Here is a 21,752-nt window from a genome sequence, read left to right as displayed (position 1 = left end):
CGAAAGTAATTTATGAGTTTTATTTCATGGAATCAAGGATTTCCCGAATGACGACACGCTCGTCAAACGGGTATTTCTTACCCTCAATCTCCTGATAATCTTCGTGACCCTTGCCTGCGAGGACAATAATGTCGCCGGGTTGTGCGTTTTCAATGCACCAGCGGATGGCTTCGCGGCGGTCGGGAATTTCAATGTATTTGCCGTCGGTCTTTGCAAGGCCGACCTTGATGTCCGCTAAAATATCGAGCACATTTTCGTAACGGGAGTTATCTGCCGTGATGACGGAGAGATCGGCTAAATTACCGCTGACCTCGCCCATCTCGAAACGGCGCACCTTGGGGCGATTGCCGCCTGCGCCGAACATGCAGATGAGGCGCTTCGGGTTATAGGCGCGCAGCGTTGTCAAAATGCTCTGCATGCTGACGGCGTTGTGCGCATAATCGATGAGCAGAGTGAAATCGCCGGGCATCGGCACGGGCTCCACGCGGCCCTTGACTTTGACGGTTTTAAGCCCCTGCTGCATGGCAGTGACGGGGATATTCAAAACGCTGCACGCCGTGATAGCGCACAGGGCGTTATAGACGTTGAACTTGCCGGGGATGGCGACATCCGCGATAAAATTCAGCTTGCCTGTGACAGAGAAGCGCACGCCGAGAAAACCCGGTGTGGTAACGAGTTCTTCCCCATGCGCAACAAAATCGGCCGATTTATCGTAGCCGTAGGTAACAATATTGCACGTATGATTTTTGATGATGCCGGTATAATTCGGGTCATCGATATTGATGATGCCGGTGCGGCACATGCGGAACAGCATGCTTTTGCACGCCATGTACTCTGCCATATCCTTATGCTCTGCGCCGCCGATGTGATCCTCGGAGAAATTCGTGAAGAGGCCGAGCTCAAACGTGAAGCCTGCAACGCGGTGATCTTTAAGACCGATGGACGAGACCTCCATAACGCAGTATTCGCAGCCGGCATCGACCATTTGGCGCATAAACTTCTGCACCTCGTAGTTTTCGGGTGTGGTGTTATCGGTTTGAACGAGGGTATCGCCGTACAGTACGCCGATGGTGCCGATGACGCCGGTTTTATGGCCTGCAGCCTCCAGAATGGAGCGCATCATGAACGCGGTGGTCGTTTTGCCCTTGGTACCCGTGATGCCGATGACGTGCATCTGCTCTGCGGGGTGGCCGAAGAACTCGGCGCTCAAATATGCGAGGGCAAGGCGGGTGTTCTCCGTTAAAATGACCGGCACAGGCGCTTCCACGATCTCCTCTGCAATGATGACGACGGCACCTTTTTCCGCTGCCATTTTCGCGTACTTATGGCCATCTGCATTCGCACCGCGCAGGCAAACGAACGCGCAGCCCGGTACAGCCTTGCGGGAATCGTACACAAGGTCGGTGATGTCGACGTCCGGCACCTGCTCCGCGCGATACTTGATGGCGGTTAAAAGTTGTTTCAGTTTCATTTTTATCCCATCCTTTTTCGTAAATTCGGATGATGTATACCGACATGGTATACTATGTGCTTATTATAGTCCGTCTGCGTGGTTCTGTCAAAGAAAAAAGAGAGCTGCGCGTAAAAATGTGCAGCTCTCTCATTTAATTTTCGGTATTTGCGGGTTCGTCGTTCAACAGGCGCTCGTACAGCTTGACGCTGTCGCTGCGGTAATCGATCTTTTCCTGCTTTTTGAACGCGGCGCCGTCTTCTGTACGGACGGCGACCTTGAGCTCACCGAGGACGGAAAGCACGCTTTCTTTCGTTGCGCCCTCCTCGTTATAGTGGTTGAGCTCTAAGTTGTTCAGCGCCGGAATATCCTTCCAGAGGTAATAGTCGTTATCGGTGCCGTCTACGGGGCCAAAGAAGCCTTCTAAATCGTCCTGATCGAGATATTTATAGCTTGCGTCGTCGTAAGCGAAAATCATGCTGTCACCGGCGGAGGCGTCGGTCGCGAACTTGACGAACGAGGCCTGCAGCTCTGATGTTTCAAACTCCGAGGTGCCGCTTGTATTAAAACGGCAGAAATTCATGGCGACGTATGTTTCGCCGTCACCGTTGCGGTCGTCTGCATATTTCTCGAAAAGCTCCTGAATATCGGTTTGCAGGTCGCTCGGCACGGTATACTGCGTCATGACGGTGATGGTATAATCGGGTTCCGTTTTGGATGTGACCGAATATATGAAATAGCCGACGACGGCTATGGCGAGCACGACGAGCAGGACGTGCACCTTGTGATAATCCCACCAGTTTTTGCGTTTATCCGCCGCGGTCTGCGGCTTGATTTCGTTTTCATGAATGGTGTCTTCCGTATCGTCCAGCAGATACCGCTCTCGTGCCATGTGATTTCCTCATCTCTTCTTTAGTATTCTTTGGCTGTGTGGTTTTTGAAAAGGCGGCTTTGTGCCGCCTTTCAGGGAACCCATGCAACTGGGTTCCCTACGGCTCAACAGTCCACCGGACTGTTGAGCCTACCTTCCTAGTTTTTGGGGAGGCAGAAAGATTTCGTCGTTTGCGAACGACGACCAAAGGCGCTGCCTTTGGAATCCGCCGCCTTTGAAAAAGGCGGGCGAAACTTTATCCGTTTGCTTTACGTTAACTTTATGTTAATTTTACGCCGTCATTCTTTCTAAAAAGCCAATTTGCTGTGAACAAATTGTAAAATGCAAAAACACTGTCCGCAAACACAGGCAGTGCTTTTATTGTAACACAGATTAAATTTGTGTCAAGCTTTATCGAGCTCAGCCTACGACCTCGTAGCCCTTATCTTCGATGGCTTTCTTGAGCTCGGCATCGGAAATTTCAGCATTGAGCTGAATGACCGCCGTGCCCTTTTCGTGGCTGACTTCTGCAGATGTGACCTGCGGGAACGCCTCCAGACACTTTTTGACAGTGGCTTCGCAATGCGGGCACATCATGCCGTTAATCTTAATTGTTTTTTCCATGGTTTTTGTCTCCTTTACTTCGATGGTTTTCATTTCGGCGGGTTTTGCCGATTTTATTTTTTTATCGTGCTTCGTGCTGCGGATGTTCAGTAAATTCAGACGAAGCGCGTTTGTGACGACACAAAAGCTTGAAAGGCTCATGGCTGCCGCGCCGAACATGGGGTTCAGCTGCCAGCCGAGCAGGTTAATGAACACGCCTGCCGCGAGCGGGATGCCGATGATGTTATAAATGAACGCCCAGAACAGGTTTTCGTGGATATTGCGCAGTGTGGCGCGGCTTAAACGGATGCCCGCAGGAACATCGGACAGGCGGCTCTTCATGAGCACGACATCTGCGGCGTCGATGGCGATATCCGTACCGGCGCCGATGGCGACACCGATGTCGGCTCTGGTAAGGGCGGGCGCATCGTTGATGCCGTCGCCGACCATCATGACTTCGCCCTGCTCTCTGAGCTTGCGGATGACGTTTTCCTTGCCGTCCGGCAGGACGCCTGCGATGACTTCATTAACACCTGCCTGTCGGCCGATGGCCTCTGCGGTGCGGGCGTTATCGCCGGTGAGCATAACGACGTGAATGCCCATGTTCTGCAACTCGCGGATGGCCTGCGGGCTGTCTTCCTTGATGACATCCGCTACGGCGATAACGCCGATAAGCTTACCGCCCCTGCTGAAATACAGCGGGGTTTTGCCGGACTGCGCGAGGGCTTCGGCCTTTTCTTTAAAATCTGCGGGGACATCTGCCTGCGTGGAGATGAACTTCAGGTTGCCGCCTGCGAGAACTTCGCCGTTCAGGGCAGCGGTGAGGCCATTGCCGGGCTTTGCCATGAAGTCTGTGACTTCTTTCGCCTGCACGCCGATCTCCTCAGCGCGCGCCATGATGGCTTTGGCGAGCGGGTGCTCGCTCTTTTTCTCGAGCGCGCTTGCGGCTTCCAGAAGGTTTTTTTCGGTGATGCCCGGGGCGGGTAAAATATCCGTGACGCGGGGCTCGCCGCTTGTGATGGTGCCGGTTTTATCGAGCGCGACGATCTGCACCTTGCCGGTTTTTTCGAGTGAAACGGCGGTTTTGAACAGGATGCCGTTTTTCGCGCCCATGCCGCTGCCGACCATGATGGCGACCGGCGTCGCGAGGCCAAGTGCGCACGGGCAGCTGATGACGAGCACGGAGATGCCGCGCGCGAGCGCGTAGCCGAACGTCTGCCCAACGAGCATCCAGACGATGAACGTAACAACAGCGATGCAGATGACAGTCGGGACGAACACGCCGGAAACCTTATCGGCGATCTTCGCAATCGGCGCTTTCGTGGCAGCGGCATCGCTGACCATGCGGATAATCTGGGAAAGCGTGGTATCTTCGCCGACGCGCGTTGCTTCGCAGCGCAGGAAGCCGGACTGGTTCACGGTCGCGGCGGAAACAGCATCGCCCACGGTCTTATCGACCGGAATGCTCTCGCCGGTGAGGGCGGATTCATTGACGGCGCTGGCACCTTCCAAGACGATGCCGTCTACGGGGATATTCTCACCGGGGCGCACGACAAACACATCGCCGCGGCGAACCTCGGAAACGGGCACAGTGACCTCTTGACCGTCCCGTACGAGCACGGCGGTTTTCGGCGCGAGGTTCATGAGACTCTTTAAGGCATCGGTCGTGCGGCCTTTGGAGCGTGCTTCCAGCATTTTACCGACCGTGATGAGCGTTAAAATCATGGCGGCAGACTCGAAGTAGAACTCGTGCATGTAGCCCATAACAGCGGCCATATCGCCGCGCATCTGGGCATCTGTCATGGCGAACAGCGCGTAGGTGCTGTACAGGAACGACGCGCCCGAGCCGAGCGCCACAAGGGTATCCATATTCGGTGCGCGGTGAATGAGCCCTTTAAAGCCGCTGATGAAGAACTTCTGGTTGATGACCATGATGATGACGGTGAGGAGCAACTGGATGAGGCCCATCGCGACGTGGTTGTCTTTGAGAAAATTCGGCAGCGGCCAGCCCCACATCATGTGCCCCATGGAGATGTACATGAGGACAGCCAAAAAGCCGACGGACGCGATGAGGCGCTTTTTGAGCTTTGGAGTTTCGCGGTCTTTCAGGGCATCTTCTGCAGCAACGTTGGGGCTGGTGCTATTCTGTGCCGCACCTTTTTTGGACGCGCCGTAGCCGGCATCTTCCACGGCCTTGATAATACTTTCCGGCGAAGCCGTGCCCTCAATGCCCATGGAGTTCGTGAGCAGGCTGACTGAGCAGGACGTAACGCCCGGCACCTTGCTGACCGCTTTTTCCACACGGGTGCTGCACGCCGCGCAGCTCATACCCGTGACGTTATACTGTTCCATTTTCTTCCCTTCCTTTCATAAAAATGCGCCGAAAATTATCGCATCAGCTTTTGCAGTGTGGTGACAAGCTCATCGATGACTTCATCGTTTCCTGCGCGGATGTCGTCCGCTACACAAGTCTTGATGTGGTTTGCGAGCAGCTCTTTCGTAAACGCGTTAAGCGCCGCGTTGGCTGCCGCGACCTGCACGAGGATGTCCGGGCAGTAGGCGCTTTTCTCCACCATGCCGCGAATGCCGCGGATCTGCCCTTCGATGCGGTTTAATCTGTGGATGAGTTTTTTGTACTCCTCATCGGAGCGGTGCTTTGTTTTATGACAGCCGCAGCACTTCTCTTCGATTTTTTCTTCGGTGCAGTCTGTGCACGCTTCCGTATCGGTTGCATTGCTTTTGCGGCAAGCGTGCAGCTCTTTTCCTTCTGTATGTTCCAACGGAATTCTCCTTTCCGATTTCGCTTTATATACCCTATTGGGGTATCTTGATTATATACCCACATAGGGTATATTGTCAACTTTTATTTTAGCTTTTTTTCAAAAATATTCTGTCCGGATTTTTGACCTGCATTTAAAGTAAAAAGCACCGCTTGGCTTTTGGCTCAAAACGGTGCTTTGGGTGTTAATCTTAGCTTGACTTACGCTTCGTATTCCATTTTTTCCGGCGTCCAGTCCTTGAGGACCTCGAGCATATCGACGGCAGTCTCTTTGGCGCCCTTGAGGTCGTGCTCTTTGTAGTTGCCGCACTCTTCGCGGCGGCTGCCGGGGATCTCGCCCTCAAAATCGCGGATGAACGCGAAGGATTCCTGCACGAGATGCAGGGCATCTAGGCGGCTCACATTGTCGCGCAGGAGGAAATAGAAGCCCGTGCGGCAGCCCATGGGGCCGACGTAGATGACGGAATCGGACAACGCGGAGTTGCGCGCATACGTGGCGAAAAGATGCTCGAACGTGTGGAGCGCGCCGTTTGAGAGGTAATCTCCGGCGTTCGGCACCTTCATGCGCAAGTCGTAGGTTACAACGTCGCCGTCGATGCGGGAAACGTACATGCCTTTTTTGAGCTTATCATGATTGACGGAAAAGCTGGCGATTTTTTTCATACTCTATCATCACTTTCTTTATAAATTCACGGATTTCTTAGAGTATACCACGCTTTTCTTTGAATTTCAATTCCGTCTTATTTTTCGACGGTGACGGTTTTCGGCTCGTAGCCGGCATGCCAGACGGTCTGCTTCAAAACGACTTCTTCGACGGGCTTCTTTGTGTAGATGCGCACGAATTTGCCGGCGAGGTCGACCTTTGCCATGCAGTCCGGCTGCTCGTTGAACGCGTTTTCAATGTGCATGGCGCAGTTTTTGCAGTGCATGCCCTCAATGTCCAGGCGGTAAACGTGGTCGTAGTCGTTCACGTTTGTATCCTGCGGCTTGACGTGCTTCACTTCATCGCCGCCACCGCCGCAGCAGCCGTTCTTCAATTTTTTGCGATAGCTGATGACCGCAAAAATACAAATAGCCGCAATCACCACACAGATGATGATTGTAGCAGGGCTGATGTCCGCGCCGGTCGCATTCAAAATATATGTACGCATTTAAACCGCTTCCTTTTGTGAAAATAGTTCTTGTGAGAGAAGACTCTCATATACCCTTTAGGGGTATCTTGATTATATACCTCGGCAATATAAAATGTCAAGAGAAAAGTTAGCTTTTTCTAACTTATTTTGAATTCCTGTGTTTCTGCGCGTGTGGAAAAATAAAAAATGCCGCCCGGCACTGTTCTAAACACAGCAGTCGAGCGGCGTTTTGTTTGTTTTTACGGTTTCGCGTTCCAAAGGGTGACTTTCCCTGTTTCATGGGTTTTGTTCATATCGATGATGCGCTGGTTAGACGAGCCGCGAAAGCGCAGGGAAATGTCTTTGAGTTCATCGACGAATGCGCCGTCGACGAGCACGTCGAGCAGGGACAGGAATTCGTCCGTGACCTCGCAGCGGTTGCGGCCGCTGTCTTTCAGCATATCGGTCTCCAGGGTGGAACCGGAATAGCACCAGATGTCCTTTTCGGGGTATAGCTTGCGAACGCGGTGCAGAAACGGCACCAAAGCGCGTTGATTCTGCGGCTCCATGGGCTCGCCGCCGAGCAAAGTTAAACCGTTGATGAAACCGGGTGCAAGGGCTGCGAGCACCTCGTCTTCCGTTTCTTTTGTAAACGGCTTGCCGTAGTTGAAATCCCACGTTTCGGCGTTGAAGCAGTTTTTGCAGTGGCGCGTGCAGCCGGAGACGAACAGCGTGACGCGCACGCCAATGCCGTTTGCGATGTCGGTTTTTTTGATCTCACCGTAATTCATGATGGTTTCCTCTATTCATGAATTACCGCACAAAGCGCCTGCCCTGTGCGGTACTGTTTATTCTTGATTTTGACTTAATTACAAGTGCAGCACGCGCTCTTTGATTTCGGCGGTACGGCCCTGGTTCCAGAACTGGGTGCCGATGTAACCGCAGGTGCGGCGGGCGACGTTCATGGTATCCTGGTCGCGGTTGCCGCAGTTCGGGCACTCCCAGACGAGCTTGCCGTCGTCCTCGACGATCTGAATCTCACCGTCGTAGCCGCACTTCTGGCAATAATCGCTCTTGGTGTTAAGCTCGGCGTACATGATGTTATCGTAGATATAGCGGATGATCTGCAGGACGGCCTCGAGGTTATTCTGCATGTTCGGAACCTCGACGTAGCTGATCGCACCGCCGGTGGAAAGCGCCTGGAACTGCGACTCGAAGCGGAGCTTTTCAAACGCGTCAATATGCTCGGTAACGTGGACGTGGTAGCTGTTTGTGATATACGGCTTATCCGTGACGCCCGGGATGATGCCGAAGCGGCGCTGGAGGCACTTTGCGAACTTGTACGTGGTGCTTTCAAGCGGCGTGCCGTACAGACCGAAGCCGATGGTGGTCTCTGCCTTCCATTTTTCGCACGCAGCGTTCATGTACTTCATGACAGCGAGCGCAAACGGCGTTGCGCTGGGGTCCGTGTGGGATTTGCCCGTCATATAGCGCACGCACTCGCACAGACCGGCATAGCCGAGCGAAATGGTGGAATAGCCGCCGTAGAGAAGCGCATCGATGGGCTCGCCTTTTTTGAGGCGGGAGATTGCGCCGTACTGCCAGAGGATTGGCGCGGCGTCGGACAATGTGCCCTTCAAGCGGTTGTGGCGGCACATGAGTGCGCGGTAGCACAGGTCGAGGCGCTCATCGAAGACCTTCCAGAATTTTTCCATATCGCCGCCGGAGCTGAGCGCGACATCGACAAGATTCAGTGTGACGACGCCCTGATTGAAGCGGCCGTAGAACTTATAGTTGCCGTTTTCATCCTTCCACGGGCTTAACGCGCTGCGGCAACCCATGACCGGGAAGCAGTTGCCCTCTTTGAGCTCTTTCATCTTCTTTTCGGAGATGTAGTCCGGCACCATGCGCTTTGCGGTGCACTTTGCGGCAAGCTCGGTGAGGTAATAGTATTCGCTGCCGGGGGTAATGTTATCCTCCTGCAGAACATAAATGAGCTTCGGGAATGCCGGGGTAACCCACACGCCCTTTTCGTTTTTGACACCCTCATAGCGCTGGAGCAGCACTTCCTCGATAATCATGGCGAGGTCGCGCTTTTCACGCTCGTTTTTCGCTTCGTTCAGATACATAAACACGGTGATGAACGGCGCCTGACCGTTCGTCGTCATCAAAGTCACGACCTGATACTGGATGGTCTGCACGCCGCGCTTGATCTCCTCACGCAGACGGCGCTCCACCATTTTGGAGATTTGGGCCTCATCCGGGGAAACGCCAAGCTCGCCGATCTCGACTTCGACCTCACGGCGGATTTTCTCGCGGGAGATCTGCACGAACGGCGCGAGGTGCGCGAGGCTGATGCTCTGGCCGCCGTACTGGTTGCTTGCAACCTGCGCGACGATTTGCGTGGCGATGTTGCAGGCGGTGGAGAAGCTGTGCGGCTTTTCAATGAGCGTGCCGGTGATGACCGTGCCGTTTTGCAGCATGTCTTCAAGGTTTACGAGGTCGCAGTTGTGCATGTGCTGCGCGAAATAGTCCATATCATGGAAATGGATGATGCCCTGCTCGTGTGCTTCGACGATTTCGCGCGGAAGCAAAATGCGGCGCGTGATGTCTTTGGAGACCTCGCCGGCCATGTAATCGCGCTGGACGCTGTTTACGGTTGGATTTTTATTCGCGTTTTCCTGCTTGACTTCCTCGTTGTTGCACTCGATAAGGCTGAGAATCTGGTTATCGGTGGTATTGGCGCGGCGCGCAAGCGAACGCGTATACCGGTAACAGATATACTCCTTAGCGACATCGAACGCACCTTGCCCCATGATCTGCTTTTCTACGAGGTCCTGTATTTCTTCCACGGACGCTGCACGCCCCATGGCACCGCACGTTCCTTCGACATTTGCAGCAATTGTGCGAATTTGTTCGGTTGTAAGTCTCTGGCGCTCGTCGATCTCTTTATTTGCCTTGGAGACAGCGACGATAATCTTAGTGATATCGAACGCTGCTTCCGAGCCGTTTCTCTTAATGATCTTCATGTTCCTTACCGCTCCTTCATACCGCCCGCGGGAGCTGCATGTTTCCAGCCCCTTTGGTTTTCATAATCAGTTTCCATAATTTTCTTTACATTGAATATTTATGCGTAACCACAAGATATTGTGTTCGTTTTTGCGGTTCCTGCCGCAAGCACCCTACCAGTATACACCGAAGTTGGCATCTTGTCGAGTAGTAAATGCGCTTTATTTTAAATTTCTTTTTGTATCCTTTTACCCATTGTGCAATAAAGCGTGAAAGGGCACCGCAGAGCGGCGCGGTAAAGCGCGGGTTTGGATGTAAAAAAGGGCGGTCATTGACCGCCCTTGCAGGAACCCATGCAACTGGGTTCCCTACGATTTAAATGTCCCCCGGACATTCAAATCAACCTTCCTAATTTTATGTAGGCAAAGAGATTTCGCTTTCTGATGAAAGCAACTTAGGGCGCTGCCCTAAGTACCCGCAGTCTTTTGAAAAAGGCTGGCGAAAACTTTTGACCACCGTTATGGGAAGCTTCTTTTCTTACTCTTCCTCTGCTTTTTCCGGCAGAAGATCTGTCATGCTTTTGAGGCTGATGCCGAGTGTGGACATATTGTGCAGAAGTGCGGAGGTAGTCGGCTGGATGATTCCGCCTACGCCGAGCAGGATAAGCATAAGGTTGAAGCCGACGATGAAACGGTAGTTGCGGTGGATGCGCGCCATAAGCGCAGTGCTGAGCTGACGCAGGGTGACGAGCTCATAGAGATCGCCTGCCGCAACGGTGATGTCCGCGATCTCTCTGGCAATGGCGGCGCCGGTATTGATGGCAACGCCGACGCTTGCTTCGGACAGCGCCGGAGAATCGTTCACGCCGTCGCCGACCATGATAACGGTGCGGCCCATTTCTTTTTCGCGGCGGATGAAGTTTGCCTTATCCTCCGGCAGCACTTCGGCGTAGAACTCGTCCACGCCGACCTCTGCTGCAACGGCTTCGGCGGTCTTGCGGTTATCGCCGGTCATCATGACAACCTTCTTGATGCCGCAAGCGTGCAGAGCGCAGATGGCGTCCTTTGCTTCCTTACGCAGCGGGTCGGAGATACAGATGACGGCTGCGAGCACACCGGAAATGCACAGATAAAGGTGCGAATACTCGGCCGGAAGTGCGTTGAACTTCGCTTCTTCGCCCTCCGGGATCACGCAGCCCTCGTCTTCAAAAACGAAGTGCGCGCTGCCGATGATGACCTTTTTGCCCTCCACAGTGCTGGAAATGCCGTGCGCGACGACGTATTCCACGCGAGAATGGTACTCTTCGTGGGAGAGGCCGCGGTCCTTGGCTTCGGCCACGACAGCGTTTGCCATGGAGTGCGGGTAATGCTCCTCAAGGCAGGCGGCAAGGCGCAGCATTTCGCTTTCCTCACGGTCGCCGAACGTTTCGATCATGGCAACACGCGGTGTTGCGTACGTCAGCGTGCCGGTTTTATCGAACACAATGGTATCGGCGTTTGCAACAGCCTCCATGAAGCGGCCGCCCTTGACGGAAATATGGTGTGCGCTGCTCTCGCGCATCGCAGACAGCACCGCGATCGGCATGGAGAGCTTTAACGCGCAGGAGAAATCGACCATCAGCACGGCGAGCATCTTTGTGACGTTGCGCGTGAGCAGATAGGTCAGCGCCGTGCCGCCAAGCGTGTACGGCACAAGCTTATCGGCAAGGCGGGAAGCCTTGTCTTCTGCGGTGGATTTCAATTTTTCGGATTCTTCGATCATGCGGACGATACGGTCATAACGGCCGCCGCCCATAGCTTTTTCGACGCAGATGACGCACTCGCCCTCTTCGGCGACGGTGCCGGCATATACGTAGCTGCCGACGGACTTCTGCACCGGCAGAGATTCGCCGGTCATAGAGGCTTGATTGACCAAGGCTTCACCCTCGACGACCTTACCGTCGAGCGGAATCATATTGCCCGTGCGCACAACGATGCGGTCGCCCGCCTGAATGTCGCCGATTGGCATGAGCACCTCGGTGCCGTTCGTCTTGAGCCAGACCTTATCGACATTGAGGGACATGGCGCCCGCGAGATCGGCAACAGACTTTTTGTGCGTCCACTCCTCGAGAATCTCGCCGAGGCGCAGCATGAACATGACGGAGCCTGCCGTATCGAAATCGCCGCGCACAAGAGAAACGGTGACGGCAGTGGCATCAAGCACAGCAACGGAGAGATGACCGTGCAGCAGCGCCTTAACGCCCTCTTTGATGTACTTTGCGGAGCGGATGATGGCAAGCATCATGCGAATGGGCGCCGGGAAGAACATTTTAGCCATGGCGCGGCGCAGCACCGTAAAGACAAGTTTGTCTTCAAACTCGCGGTTCAATGTGCGGGCGGTGTGATCCGGCACAAGCTCCATGCTTTCGGCTTTTGCGAACGAGAATGTCGCGAGCGCACGAATAAGGGATGTGCGGTCGTTTTGATAGACGATGACGGCGTCCTGTGTGCGGTCGTAGACCTTAACTTCCTTTACGCCGTCCACGGCGCGCAGGTAATACTCTAAAACATCGGCTTCTTTCAGCGTCATACGGCCGCAGACGAGATGTACACGCATGTGCCCGCGCACCTCATGCAGAATTTTACACTTCATAACTTTATCCTTCTATGCAACAATATATTGGAAGCTCCGAAAAACAGAGCAGATGAACGAAAAAAGAGAGCCGCTTTCGGCGGCTCTCCGGTAATTCAGACCCGGGATAGACCCGCGATCAAGCTTCGGTGGATTCTTCCGCGGAAGCAGCTTCTTCCGTGCATGCGCAAGCTGCATCTTCGATGACCTCTGCGGCAGCATCGGCAACGCGCTGCTCGTTGATCTCCTTAGCGTCGGTCAGGATGTCGTTTGCGTTCTCCTTGATGGTCGTGACCGTTGTCATGACGCACTCCTTGGCACGCAGAGCAGCTGCAGTGGTCTCGGTGTAGACCTTCTTAGCGTCCTTGCTGCCGAGTACCTTGATGCCGGCGGTACCAAACAGAACACCTGCTGCGAAAAGACCGATTTTTGCCCAATTCATAAAAATACCTCCTGTATTGCGGGCCGCATTTTAACCATGCGGCTCATAAAATTACTTTTTCATGTGTCCGCTGATGAGAGTCAGCACAAAGAACAAAACGGTAAGCCTTGCAAAATGCTTATGCATTTTCATATTCATTCACCACCTTGTTTGTTCTGGCAAAAGAATAGCACGATTTTTACCTAACTTCAACAGTTTTCACACAAAAAACACAATTTTCTATTATTTGTAAAAAACAACCTGCAAGTTAGCAGTACCATTTTGGACAATTTGTTAAAACAGAATCGGTTAGTTTAAACAACCACAGGTTTCATGCCGGCTTTTGCGGTTTCTGCACAGACGCGCACACGATGTACATACAGCTCAAAAGAAACATTTTGGCAATTTTCGAACCAAAAAGACGAAATTACTCCATTTAGACTTTCGATGCAACTTTCTCTTTCCGCAGCATTGGAATACAGCGGTTTACATTGCGCTTATAGGAACAATTAGACGCGCCACAGGTATTCTCTATTTCCCACTCTGTACGGTACACGAGGACTGACAACAAAACACTGTGCGTCGGTATGGCGCTTGCAGGCAAACGCAGCGGCAAAAGTTACCGCGTTTATACCGTGATGGGCGATGGCGAGGAATACAAGATCATCATGCACGACTTTGACGAACGAGAGGAGGCGCAGTGCCATGAATAAAATTCCGAACCGGCAGGCCATTTGCGACACACTGGTGAAATCCGCCGCGCATGACCCGGACATTACCGAGCTGTACCTTCCCACCATTGACAGTTAAAGTCTATTAAATTTCAAAACGCATATTCGCAAGACAAAACCGCGAATGTGCGTTTTTTCACTATTTTTACACCTTGCGGTTGACAACGCACGCGGTTTTGTAATAGACTGGAGATAACGCCGAAATGCGGCGAAGAATCTTGGGATAAGAGGTAAGTTTACTATGAAAAAAGGCGCGAAACGCAACCAAATTATCAGCGAGCTTTTACATGTGACGGACGAGGAATTCACGGATGAGGAACTGATTCATCAGCTGATTGCAACGGAAGTCACAAAAAACGCAGACAAGGACGAGCACATGACGTTTGGGCAGCGTGCCGCGGACGCAGTGGCGCGCTTTGCGGGCAGTTGGGCGTTTATTTTCAGCTTTATCGCCGTCATGGTCATTTGGATGGTCATAAACCTCGTTTTGGGTTCGAGAGCATTTGACGAATACCCGTTTATTCTGTTAAACCTCGTACTTTCGTGCATCGCTGCCGTGCAAGCGCCGCTCATCATGATGAGCCAGAACCGCCAAGAAGCAAAAGACCGTCAGCGTGCAGAGAATGACTATAAGATCAACTTAAAAAGCGAGCTCATCATCGATGATCTGCACAAAAAGCTTGACCTTGTTCTGGAAAACCAAAAGAAGATCAACCGCCGCTTGGATAAGATTGAAGCGGAGATTGCGCCGGAAAACGAGGAAAAATAACGCTTTACACATAAAGATTTGGGAGATCGTATTAAAAAAGCATCACCGTCCGTAAAGGAACGACGGCGGATATCCCCGCCGTTTTGGAACAGCAAAAGCAGATGCACCCGATGTGGATTCGGGGCATCTGCTTTTGCTGTCTTTCGATTTCAAATTTTACTCTGCTTCGCTCAAAAGCATACGGTCATTATCGAGGGCTTTGCCGGCGGCTTGCTTGAAGCGGTCGAGGAGGTCGGCAACAGTCATGTGGGCACGCTCTTCGCCGGTGACGTCCAGAATGATCTTGCCGGCGTTCATCATGATGGTGCGGTTGCCGAGCTCCAGTGCGGACTGCATATTGTGCGTAATCATCATGCACGTGAGGTGGTTTTCCTCCACAGTGTTTTTCGTGATCTCGAGCACCTTTTCGGCGGTGGCGGGGTCAAGCGCGGCGGTGTGCTCGTCGAGCAGAAGGAGCTTCGGCGGGTTATATGTGGCCATCATAAGCGTGAGCGCCTGACGTTGGCCACCGGAAAGCAAACCCACGGGCTGGGTCATGCGGTCTTCGAGCCCCATACCGAGCAGGGAGAGGCGTTCGCGAAACGCCTGTCTGTCCTTGCGGGAGATGGAGCTGAGCCAACCGCCGTGCCCCGCTGCGAGCGCGAGGTTTTCTTCGATGGTCATGCCCGGTGCGCTGCCGCGCATGGGGTCCTGAAACAGGCGGCCGATGCTGCGGGCACGCTTATACTCCGGCATGAACGTGATGTCCTTGCCGTCAAGCTCGATCTTGCCGCTGTCCGTGAAAAAGCTGCCGGAAATGGCGTTAAAAAGCGTCGATTTGCCCGCGCCGTTTGCGCCGATGACGGTGATAAAATCGCCCTTTGCGGCGTGGAAGCTGAGGTCTTCGATCGCCTTTTTGGCGTTGACCGTGCCGGGGTTGAAGGTCTTTGAGATATGCGTGAGTTTAAGCATGGGTGCGCTCCTTTCCGAAACGGCGCTTCAGATACGGAAGCTGTTTTTTGAGGTACGGCCCGGAGATTGCCAGAATGACAATAACGGACGAGACGAACTTGAGCATGAACGCGGGCAGGTTGAATCGCAGCGCGATGGTATACACAAGGCGGAACACGAACGCACCGACGACCATGCCGAAGATACGCAGCGGAATTTTGCCCTTGCCGAAGAACGCGCCGCCGATGAGGAGCGATGCCAGCGCAACCGTAACCATGCCGGTGCCGATATCGATGCTGACAGACTTTTGCGACTGCGCAAGCAAGCAACCTGAAAGCGCCGTAAACGCATTGGAAATGCACAGGCCGATGATGGTCGTTTTAACCGGGTTGATGGACGAGGAGCGAACCATGTCCGGGTTATTGCCCGTCGCACGAATGGCGAGGCCGAGGCGTGTGCGGAGGAAAAGTCCCAAAACGACCGCCACGAGTACAACCGTGATGGTGATGACGATAAGCTTATATTGCCCCGCAAGCGGTGTGTTTTCGAGCACCGAACGCATTTTGGTGAAGACCGTATCGGAATTATTGAGGTTCAGAAGCGACGCACCGTTCATGATGCCGATGTTGACGGAATAAAGCGCGGTATTGACAATGATGCCGGCAAGCAGACTATCAATGCCCATTTTCGTCTGCAAAAGAGCCGTGACGAAGCCGGAGACCATGCCGATCGCCATAGCGGCGGGGATTGCCAGAAACGGATGCCCGGAAAGCGCGACGGACGCGCCGACGACCGCGCCGAGCGTGAAGCAACCGTCTGTGGAAAGGTCGCATACGTTCAGCATGGAATAGCTCAAAAACAGCGCCAAAACAGTCAGCGAGCTGATGAGACCAAGCTCCAGCGCTGTCTGCCCAAGGGTCAGGATTGAATCGAAAGACATACAAAAACTCCTCGTTTTGCAGATTTGTGGTGATATGCCGAAGCCACGCGCCCGAAAACCGGGTGCATGGCAGCGGTGATTGCATTCTTAATGGGTAAGTAAGGTATTGATGAAGTATGGTAGTATGAAGTGTTTGAAAGCTTATGGGGTAGGATAAGCTTTTGAGAGATTTAAATTAAGACTCGAGATCGCTGAAGCTCTCTGCGGTCGTGATCTCCTCCACTCTCGTGCAGTACGGAGCAAAAGCTTCGGAGACGGTATCGAAGTCGAAGCCGAGCTTTTCGCAGATTTCGGTGTTGACCGTTGCGGTGCCGTTGTCGAACGTGATGACCGGTGTGGTCGCCGGGTCTTTGCCTTCGGTGAGGATGGAAGCGATCATATCTGCGGTCTCACGGCCGAGGTTTGCGTAATCGACGCCGTAGCCGAGGAACGCACCGTTGAGGGCGAAGGAATCGGCGCCGGTGTAGTGCGGGATGCCTGCGTCAGCAAAGGTCTCGTAAATCGCGAGCTCTGCCTTCATGATGGTGTTATCGGTCGGGGTGAACACGGCATCTACACCGTCGGAAACGAGAGCCTGTGCGGCGAGCGCGACTTCTTCGGCGGTCGTTGCGGTGCGCTCTACATATTCAACACCTTTGTCGTCGAGGTACGCCTTTGCGTGCTCGATGGCGGCGGTGGAGGAATCCTGTCCTACGTCGTACAAAAGGCCGATCTTCTTGGCATCGGGGTTCTGGGCGAAGATAAGGTTCATGACGGAGTTGGTATCGAGGTTATCGGAGGAGCCCGTCATGTTGCTGCCTGGCTCTTCAAGGGAAGCGACAAGACCCGCGCCGACCGGGTCGGACACGGCGGCGAACACGACAGGCGTTTTGCTGTCTTCGGTTGCGGACTGCATCGCCATGGCGACCGGGGTCGCGACACCGACCATGAGATCTACGTTATCGGCTGCAAAGTTTGCGATGATCTGATTCATGACGTTCGCGTCGGCGTTACAGTTGTCGTACTTCACGTTGATTGTGATGCCCTGCCCGCTTTCGATCTCGGCGAGACGTGCATTGATGTTCTCAACGATCTGGTTTAAGGAAGCGTCATCGACGTAATTGCAGATGCCGATGGTGTACGATGCGCCGGAAGATTCTTCGCTTGCGGTGCTCTTTTCACTCGACACACTGCTTTCGGAAGCGGCGGACGAAGAAGAGTCGCTTGACGCGGAGGACGTGGAAGAAGCTGTGCTCTGACCGCTGCAAGCGGCGAGGCTGAGGGTCATAGCGGCGGCGGTGATCACGGCAAATACGTTTCTGAGTTTCATAAATTTATCGATCCTTTCAGGTTTGTTTTAATGCGTTCAAATGCGGGTTCAAAATTTCGGATGCAGCGCGGCTGCGCCATCGTTTTGTGTAAACAAACATGAAATAACCTCCCTGAAAAACAAAAAAATCCTGTCCCTGCAATCACTTGCTGGGACAGGATCAAAATTCCTGCGGTGCCACCCGGCTTGGTATGTGAAACACACACCCTCTTACGCGTACCATCATACGCAGACCTTTGTTTACGGAGAGCCACACTCCGTCTCACATACTCGGGAAATCCTTTTCTGTTCGCCCTCAGAAGTCCATTCCGCTTTATCTTTCCGCCGTGATCCCACCATCCACGACTCTCTGTGAGAAAAGTTGCCTAAAGCGTACTCACTCTTCCTCAACGGTTTAGTGCATTGTAGCACACATTTTTTCGATTGTCAATTAGCTTTTTGAAAAAAATCGAATTTTTGTAAAAAAGATACATTTTGTTAAAAATGGCCCATCAGCAATGCTCAAGATTTATAAGCCACTCGGCGCAGGCGTTCTCTACGACGAGCCTTGCCGCAAGGGCGGAATTGGCCCGGAGCTAAGCCACACCCACCGCTCATTGCGAGTGGCAGAGTTCATATCGCCTTATTATGCAAATCGTATTGCGGTCATCCTGTGACCTTTTTGTTATTCAAATGCAGCACGCGGTCGCACTTTTCGGAGATGAACGCATCGTGCGTGACGATGATGCAAATTTTGTCTTTGCAGACCTGCTTCAGAGCCTCAAACATGCCCTCTGCGGAGGCTTTATCGAGGTTTGCGGTGGGCTCGTCGAGCACGAAGACCGGGCGGTCATCGTAGAAAATGCGCGCCAAAGCGACCTTGCGGCGCTGACCGCTGGAGAGATTTTTGCCCTCCGGCTCGATCTCGTAGTCCGCTGTTTTTTCGTTTACAAACTCCGTGAGGTTGGCGAGTTCGACAGCTTTGCGGAACTTTTTCTCGTCAAACGGCTGATCCATGCAGATGTTTTCTTTGAGCGTGCCCGCAAAAACGGAGACGAAGCCGGAATCGTAGCTTAAATAATTGCGAATTTCCGCGCCGTGGACGGTTTTATTGCCGATTTTGAGCTCGACTTCGCCGCCCGTGGGTGTATAGAAGCCGATGAGCAGCTTTGTGAACGTGCTTTTGCCGCTGCCGTTTTCGCCGGTGAGCGCAACGATCTCGCCCGTGTGCACCTGCGTTTCGGCGTGGGACAGGATAACTTTTTCTTCGTCATACGCAAAGGAGAGGTCTTTGGCGGTGAGCGCTGCATCACCTGCATTCTGAACAGAGGGCTTTGCGGTTTGTGTGCTATTTTCGGTGGGCATGGCGAGGATTTCCCCGATGCGGTTTGCGGAGACCTTCACTTCGTTGACCTCGGCCATCCAGCCCGAAATGTGCAAGAACGGGCCGTAGAAGAAGCTGACGAGGTTCACGACGGCGATGAGCGTGCCGACGGTGGTTTCGCCGCGCACGACGAGAAATGAGCCCATGCCGAGCGCGATGATGAACATGCCGACGCCGAGGAAGTTATTGAGAAAGCCGATGGCGCCCTGCAAAACGCTGAGTTTGCCGACGTACTTCTGCTTTTGCGCGTATGTATTCCCCACGCGCTTCTGCACCCAACCGAGCACGCCGTAGGACTTAAACAGCATATACTGGCTCAAAAACTCCTGTAAGATATTGCGGTTTTTGTCTTCGTTCTGCATGATCTGAATGCTGTTCATCTCAAGCTTTGGGGAAATACGGATCATGGTGAAAATCAAAATCGGCACGACGACGATCATGACGACCGCGAGTTTCCACTCGAGGAGGAACATCAAAATAAAGCTGACGACGAACGTGAAGCTCTCGAAAAAGATGCTCGGGATGAGCGTTTTGGAATAGAAATTCGAGAGGGTCTCCGCGTCTTTTGTCATGCGCGTGAAGTAGTTATCTGCCGCGCCGCTGTCGAACGTCCTAAGGTCTGTGCGGTAGAGGTGCTCCACCATGGCGCTGCGCAGAGAAAGCTCCATACGGCAGGAAAGCTTGCCCTGCAAAACGGACGTGACGACCTGTGAGATGCCGAGCACGAGCAAAACGCCGACCGCGTCGATGAGACATGTGGTGAGCGGCATAGTGCTTGCATTTGTAGCGATGTCGAGGAACATTTTCATTAAAACAGACACCGCGATGACGGAAACGCCCAGCAGCACGGAAAAAATAACGAGCAAAATAAACTGCGGAACGTTTTGACGGATGAGGTGAAGGGAATGCCGGTTTTGCTCTTTCTTCATTTCAAAATCTCCTTTTTGTTGTCTGAACTCATCATGTGACAACATGAAAATTCAGCCGTTTATTTGTTTTTGTGCAAAAGATCGACTTGCTCTCCCGTTTAACGCCAGTATACTACATCATCAAAAATTTGTCTACTTTTTTTGCAAAACCATCTATTTTTACAATCAATTCGTCGAAATTTCCGCAAAATGACGAAAGCCGACGGCAGGGGCTTTTTCGCTCCGCCATCGACTTTTATAAGATTAAAATACTTTTAATCCGTAAGCTGTGCTTTTTGTGCGCGGGCAAACCACGGGTACAAAAGGCCCGCGTAGTGCAGCTTAAAACGCGTTTTGAAGCTTGTATTCTTGTTCGTCGTGACGAGGTGCTCCAAAAAGCTCTGCCCCGATGCGAGAGGAAGCAAAAAGCGCCCTTCTTTTTTGGTGCCAAGCAGCGTGCTCTGCGTTTCAAGCTCCAAAAAGATCTCCTGCGCGGCAAGCAGCTTTTTAACGGCTTGCTTTCAAGCTGCACGCGGCCCGCTTCAATACGGGACATATCCAAAATATCGTTGATGAGCGAAAGCAGGTGGTCGGAAAGCTCGTCGACCTTCTCAAGATACTGCATCGCAGGGTTATCTTTTTCAAGCTTGCCCTCTGCCAGCGTAAGCATGCCGATGATGCCGTTCATCGGCGTGCGAATCTCATGCGACATGCGGGAAAGGAACGTAGTTTTCGACTGGTTGGCTTCTTCCGCCTGCATCAGGCGCTCTTCATAGCCCTGTATGCGGCGCTGCATTTCAGTCGTTTTGTGAAAAGCGAAAAGATCGTATTCTTTTGTGCCGCTTTGCATAACGTGCACAGTGATCCACTCGCCGTTCTGCATGCGGAATTCTGCGGTCATCGGTTCTTTTCCGTCCCACGCGAGATAGTCCCGCCAAATGTTGCGACCGCTTTTGCGGTCGTGCAGGCACGGCTCAAGGCTCGCAATGTCCTCCTGCAGACGTGCGAGAGAAATGCCAAGCAGACTTTCGATATCGCCCATCTCGTAGACCGGCATTTTGTCTGAACGGCGCATCAGGAGACATACTTCGTCATCCTGCTTAGATAAGTCGCACATGAGCACGTCCTGCACGCTGTGGCCATCCGGCTCTGCGGCACGATTTTTCTTTTTACCGCGTGCAAAGCACAGCAGCCAAACCGCCAGAATAACCTCAAGGCAAAGAATGATGATAAGCCAGAAATTATTTCCGAGCGTCTCCAAAAGTTTTGTGAACATATTCATGCGGCATTCTCCTTTTTTCCTCTATTGTAAGCTGCCGCCGCAGCGCGCGACCTATTCTCCCCCAAACCGTTCCGCCGCATTACACAGGGAACCAAACGCAAATAAAGCCGGTCCATAAAACCGGCATATTTACTAAGTCATATAATACCGCTTGCAATTCATAGAAAATAAGAGCGTTTTGGGTGCAGAAACCAAAGCGGGAGCGCAAAAGTACTCCGGCTTGCAGGCTTTTGAACGGCTTTTTCTTCTCATAAAATGCATACGGTCTCTTTTCTCAATTCTTTTGATCGCGCTCAAATTCCGCTCAATCAAGCTTTTCGATGGCCTCCATGATCTCCTTCTGATCTTTGCAGACCTCTTCAAAAAGCGATTCGTCCGTCAGCGGAACGGCGCCGCGCACGGCCTCCGTTAAAGCGGATGCCGATTTTTGCAGGCGGTCAAAGCCGAGGTTCTGTGCCACACCCTTTAAGGTGTGCGCCGCAAGGAAAGCGTCTTTCCAATTTTTGGCTTCCACAGCTGCTGTAAGCCGGTTATAGGTCTGGTCGTTTGCGTATTTGCGCACGAACTTGCCGATCATTGCCTCACTCGGAATGCGCTTCATCACGTTTTCGAGGTCGCCGCCGATTTTCTGATACAATTCTTCAAGCTTCATAATCTGTCACCTT

Annotated in this window: 18 protein-coding genes; 2 read left to right on the top strand and 16 right to left on the bottom strand. The window is 52.9% G+C overall.

The genetic code is table 11. The features are described from left to right. Positions 1-19: 19 nt before the first annotated feature. The 10 genes from R2K26_RS02325 to R2K26_RS02280 all read right to left on the bottom strand — a co-directional run bounded on the left by R2K26_RS02325 (position 20) and on the right by R2K26_RS02280 (position 12,876). Positions 20-1,471, bottom strand: coding sequence for a UDP-N-acetylmuramoyl-L-alanyl-D-glutamate--2,6-diaminopimelate ligase (locus R2K26_RS02325; RefSeq protein WP_316518584.1), 1,452 nt, complete (start codon positions 1,469-1,471; stop codon positions 20-22). 133 nt (positions 1,472-1,604) lie between these two features. Then, entirely contained in the window at positions 1,605-2,342 is a 738-nt protein-coding gene (locus tag R2K26_RS02320) for a hypothetical protein (protein WP_316518583.1), read from the bottom strand. Between the two features lie 399 nt (positions 2,343-2,741). After that, positions 2,742-5,276: a heavy metal translocating P-type ATPase gene (locus R2K26_RS02315; RefSeq protein WP_316518582.1), complete on the bottom strand. Its 2,535-nt coding sequence runs from the start codon at positions 5,274-5,276 to the stop codon at positions 2,742-2,744. Between the two features lie 35 nt (positions 5,277-5,311). Continuing rightward, positions 5,312-5,614, bottom strand: coding sequence for a metal-sensing transcriptional repressor (locus R2K26_RS02310; protein ID WP_316518893.1), 303 nt, complete (start codon positions 5,612-5,614; stop codon positions 5,312-5,314). A gap of 290 nt (positions 5,615-5,904) precedes the next feature. After that, positions 5,905-6,366: an S-ribosylhomocysteine lyase gene (locus R2K26_RS02305; RefSeq protein ID WP_308449684.1), complete on the bottom strand. Its 462-nt coding sequence runs from the start codon at positions 6,364-6,366 to the stop codon at positions 5,905-5,907. Between the two features lie 77 nt (positions 6,367-6,443). Beyond that, the gene (locus R2K26_RS02300) at positions 6,444-6,854 is read right to left on the bottom strand and encodes a heavy metal-associated domain-containing protein (RefSeq protein WP_316518580.1); all 411 of its coding nucleotides are present in this window, start codon (positions 6,852-6,854) and stop codon (positions 6,444-6,446) included. A gap of 221 nt (positions 6,855-7,075) precedes the next feature. Next, a complete protein-coding gene (nrdG, locus tag R2K26_RS02295) occupies positions 7,076-7,606 on the bottom strand; it encodes an anaerobic ribonucleoside-triphosphate reductase activating protein (RefSeq protein WP_316518579.1) in 531 nt (176 codons plus the stop codon). 78 nt (positions 7,607-7,684) lie between these two features. Further along, complete coding sequence (gene nrdD / locus R2K26_RS02290; RefSeq protein WP_316518578.1) at positions 7,685-9,844, bottom strand: anaerobic ribonucleoside-triphosphate reductase; 2,160 nt, start codon at positions 9,842-9,844, stop codon at positions 7,685-7,687. A 517-nt stretch (positions 9,845-10,361) separates the two neighbouring features. Continuing rightward, complete coding sequence (locus R2K26_RS02285) at positions 10,362-12,455, bottom strand: heavy metal translocating P-type ATPase (RefSeq protein ID WP_316518576.1); 2,094 nt, start codon at positions 12,453-12,455, stop codon at positions 10,362-10,364. Between the two features lie 118 nt (positions 12,456-12,573). Then, the gene (locus tag R2K26_RS02280) at positions 12,574-12,876 is read right to left on the bottom strand and encodes a DUF6110 family protein (protein ID WP_316518575.1); all 303 of its coding nucleotides are present in this window, start codon (positions 12,874-12,876) and stop codon (positions 12,574-12,576) included. A 566-nt stretch (positions 12,877-13,442) separates the two neighbouring features. Between R2K26_RS02280 and R2K26_RS02275 the strand changes: the two genes are divergently transcribed. Next, positions 13,443-13,568: a hypothetical protein gene (locus R2K26_RS02275; RefSeq protein WP_316518573.1), complete on the top strand. Its 126-nt coding sequence runs from the start codon at positions 13,443-13,445 to the stop codon at positions 13,566-13,568. A 259-nt stretch (positions 13,569-13,827) separates the two neighbouring features. Continuing rightward, positions 13,828-14,355, top strand: coding sequence for a DUF1003 domain-containing protein (locus tag R2K26_RS02270; RefSeq protein WP_176819891.1), 528 nt, complete (start codon positions 13,828-13,830; stop codon positions 14,353-14,355). Positions 14,356-14,511: 156 nt separating this feature from the next. Here the strand turns inward: R2K26_RS02270 and R2K26_RS02265 are convergent, their stop codons facing one another. The 6 genes from R2K26_RS02265 to R2K26_RS02240 all read right to left on the bottom strand — a co-directional run bounded on the left by R2K26_RS02265 (position 14,512) and on the right by R2K26_RS02240 (position 21,739). Beyond that, on the bottom strand, positions 14,512-15,306 hold the full coding sequence (locus R2K26_RS02265) for an ATP-binding cassette domain-containing protein (protein WP_176819890.1): 795 nt from the start codon (positions 15,304-15,306) through the stop codon (positions 14,512-14,514). After that, complete coding sequence (locus tag R2K26_RS02260; protein ID WP_308449677.1) at positions 15,299-16,225, bottom strand: ABC transporter permease subunit; 927 nt, start codon at positions 16,223-16,225, stop codon at positions 15,299-15,301. The genes R2K26_RS02265 and R2K26_RS02260 overlap by 8 nt, the downstream gene beginning before the upstream one ends. A 175-nt stretch (positions 16,226-16,400) precedes the next feature. Then, entirely contained in the window at positions 16,401-17,534 is a 1,134-nt protein-coding gene (locus tag R2K26_RS02255) for an ABC transporter substrate-binding protein (RefSeq protein ID WP_316518572.1), read from the bottom strand. Between the two features lie 645 nt (positions 17,535-18,179). Then, positions 18,180-19,826 (bottom strand): ABC transporter ATP-binding protein, encoded by a 1,647-nt coding sequence (locus R2K26_RS02250; protein WP_316518571.1) that lies wholly within the window; start codon positions 19,824-19,826, stop codon positions 18,180-18,182. 235 nt (positions 19,827-20,061) lie between these two features. After that, entirely contained in the window at positions 20,062-21,087 is a 1,026-nt protein-coding gene (locus R2K26_RS02245) for a histidine kinase dimerization/phospho-acceptor domain-containing protein (RefSeq protein ID WP_316518570.1), read from the bottom strand. A 304-nt stretch (positions 21,088-21,391) separates the two neighbouring features. After that, positions 21,392-21,739 carry an Hpt domain-containing protein gene (locus R2K26_RS02240; protein WP_316518569.1) on the bottom strand — a complete coding sequence of 116 codons (348 nt, stop codon included), beginning with the start codon at positions 21,737-21,739 and terminating at the stop codon, positions 21,392-21,394. Positions 21,740-21,752 lie beyond the last annotated feature (13 nt).

The sequence above is a fragment of the Neglectibacter sp. CSJ-5 genome (assembly GCF_032490475.1).
GTDB classification, from domain to species: domain Bacteria; phylum Bacillota; class Clostridia; order Oscillospirales; family Acutalibacteraceae; genus Hominenteromicrobium; species Hominenteromicrobium mulieris.
The sequence above is the reverse complement of the archived record's forward strand: the minus strand, read 5'-3'. Positions and strand labels throughout refer to the sequence as shown.

What these genes read in the sequence shown, in the direction of transcription:
- R2K26_RS02245 (WP_316518570.1), bottom strand. Translation starts at nt 21,087, where the DNA reads ATGAATATGTTCACAAAACTTTTGGAGACGCTCGGAAATAATTTCTGG.
- R2K26_RS02320 (WP_316518583.1), bottom strand. Translation starts at nt 2,342, where the DNA reads ATGGCACGAGAGCGGTATCTGCTGGACGATACGGAAGACACCATTCAT.
- R2K26_RS02255 (WP_316518572.1), bottom strand. Translation starts at nt 17,534, where the DNA reads ATGAAACTCAGAAACGTATTTGCCGTGATCACCGCCGCCGCTATGACC.
- nrdG (WP_316518579.1), bottom strand. Translation starts at nt 7,606, where the DNA reads ATGAATTACGGTGAGATCAAAAAAACCGACATCGCAAACGGCATTGGC.
- nrdD (WP_316518578.1), bottom strand. Translation starts at nt 9,844, where the DNA reads ATGAAGATCATTAAGAGAAACGGCTCGGAAGCAGCGTTCGATATCACT.
- R2K26_RS02300 (WP_316518580.1), bottom strand. Translation starts at nt 6,854, where the DNA reads ATGCGTACATATATTTTGAATGCGACCGGCGCGGACATCAGCCCTGCT.
- R2K26_RS02270 (WP_176819891.1), top strand. Translation starts at nt 13,828, where the DNA reads ATGAAAAAAGGCGCGAAACGCAACCAAATTATCAGCGAGCTTTTACAT.
- R2K26_RS02285 (WP_316518576.1), bottom strand. Translation starts at nt 12,455, where the DNA reads ATGAAGTGTAAAATTCTGCATGAGGTGCGCGGGCACATGCGTGTACAT.
- R2K26_RS02275 (WP_316518573.1), top strand. Translation starts at nt 13,443, where the DNA reads ATGGCGCTTGCAGGCAAACGCAGCGGCAAAAGTTACCGCGTTTATACC.
- R2K26_RS02260 (WP_308449677.1), bottom strand. Translation starts at nt 16,225, where the DNA reads ATGTCTTTCGATTCAATCCTGACCCTTGGGCAGACAGCGCTGGAGCTT.
- R2K26_RS02265 (WP_176819890.1), bottom strand. Translation starts at nt 15,306, where the DNA reads ATGCTTAAACTCACGCATATCTCAAAGACCTTCAACCCCGGCACGGTC.
- R2K26_RS02325 (WP_316518584.1), bottom strand. Translation starts at nt 1,471, where the DNA reads ATGAAACTGAAACAACTTTTAACCGCCATCAAGTATCGCGCGGAGCAG.
- R2K26_RS02250 (WP_316518571.1), bottom strand. Translation starts at nt 19,826, where the DNA reads ATGAAGAAAGAGCAAAACCGGCATTCCCTTCACCTCATCCGTCAAAAC.
- R2K26_RS02315 (WP_316518582.1), bottom strand. Translation starts at nt 5,276, where the DNA reads ATGGAACAGTATAACGTCACGGGTATGAGCTGCGCGGCGTGCAGCACC.
- R2K26_RS02280 (WP_316518575.1), bottom strand. Translation starts at nt 12,876, where the DNA reads ATGAATTGGGCAAAAATCGGTCTTTTCGCAGCAGGTGTTCTGTTTGGT.
- R2K26_RS02240 (WP_316518569.1), bottom strand. Translation starts at nt 21,739, where the DNA reads ATGAAGCTTGAAGAATTGTATCAGAAAATCGGCGGCGACCTCGAAAAC.
- R2K26_RS02305 (WP_308449684.1), bottom strand. Translation starts at nt 6,366, where the DNA reads ATGAAAAAAATCGCCAGCTTTTCCGTCAATCATGATAAGCTCAAAAAA.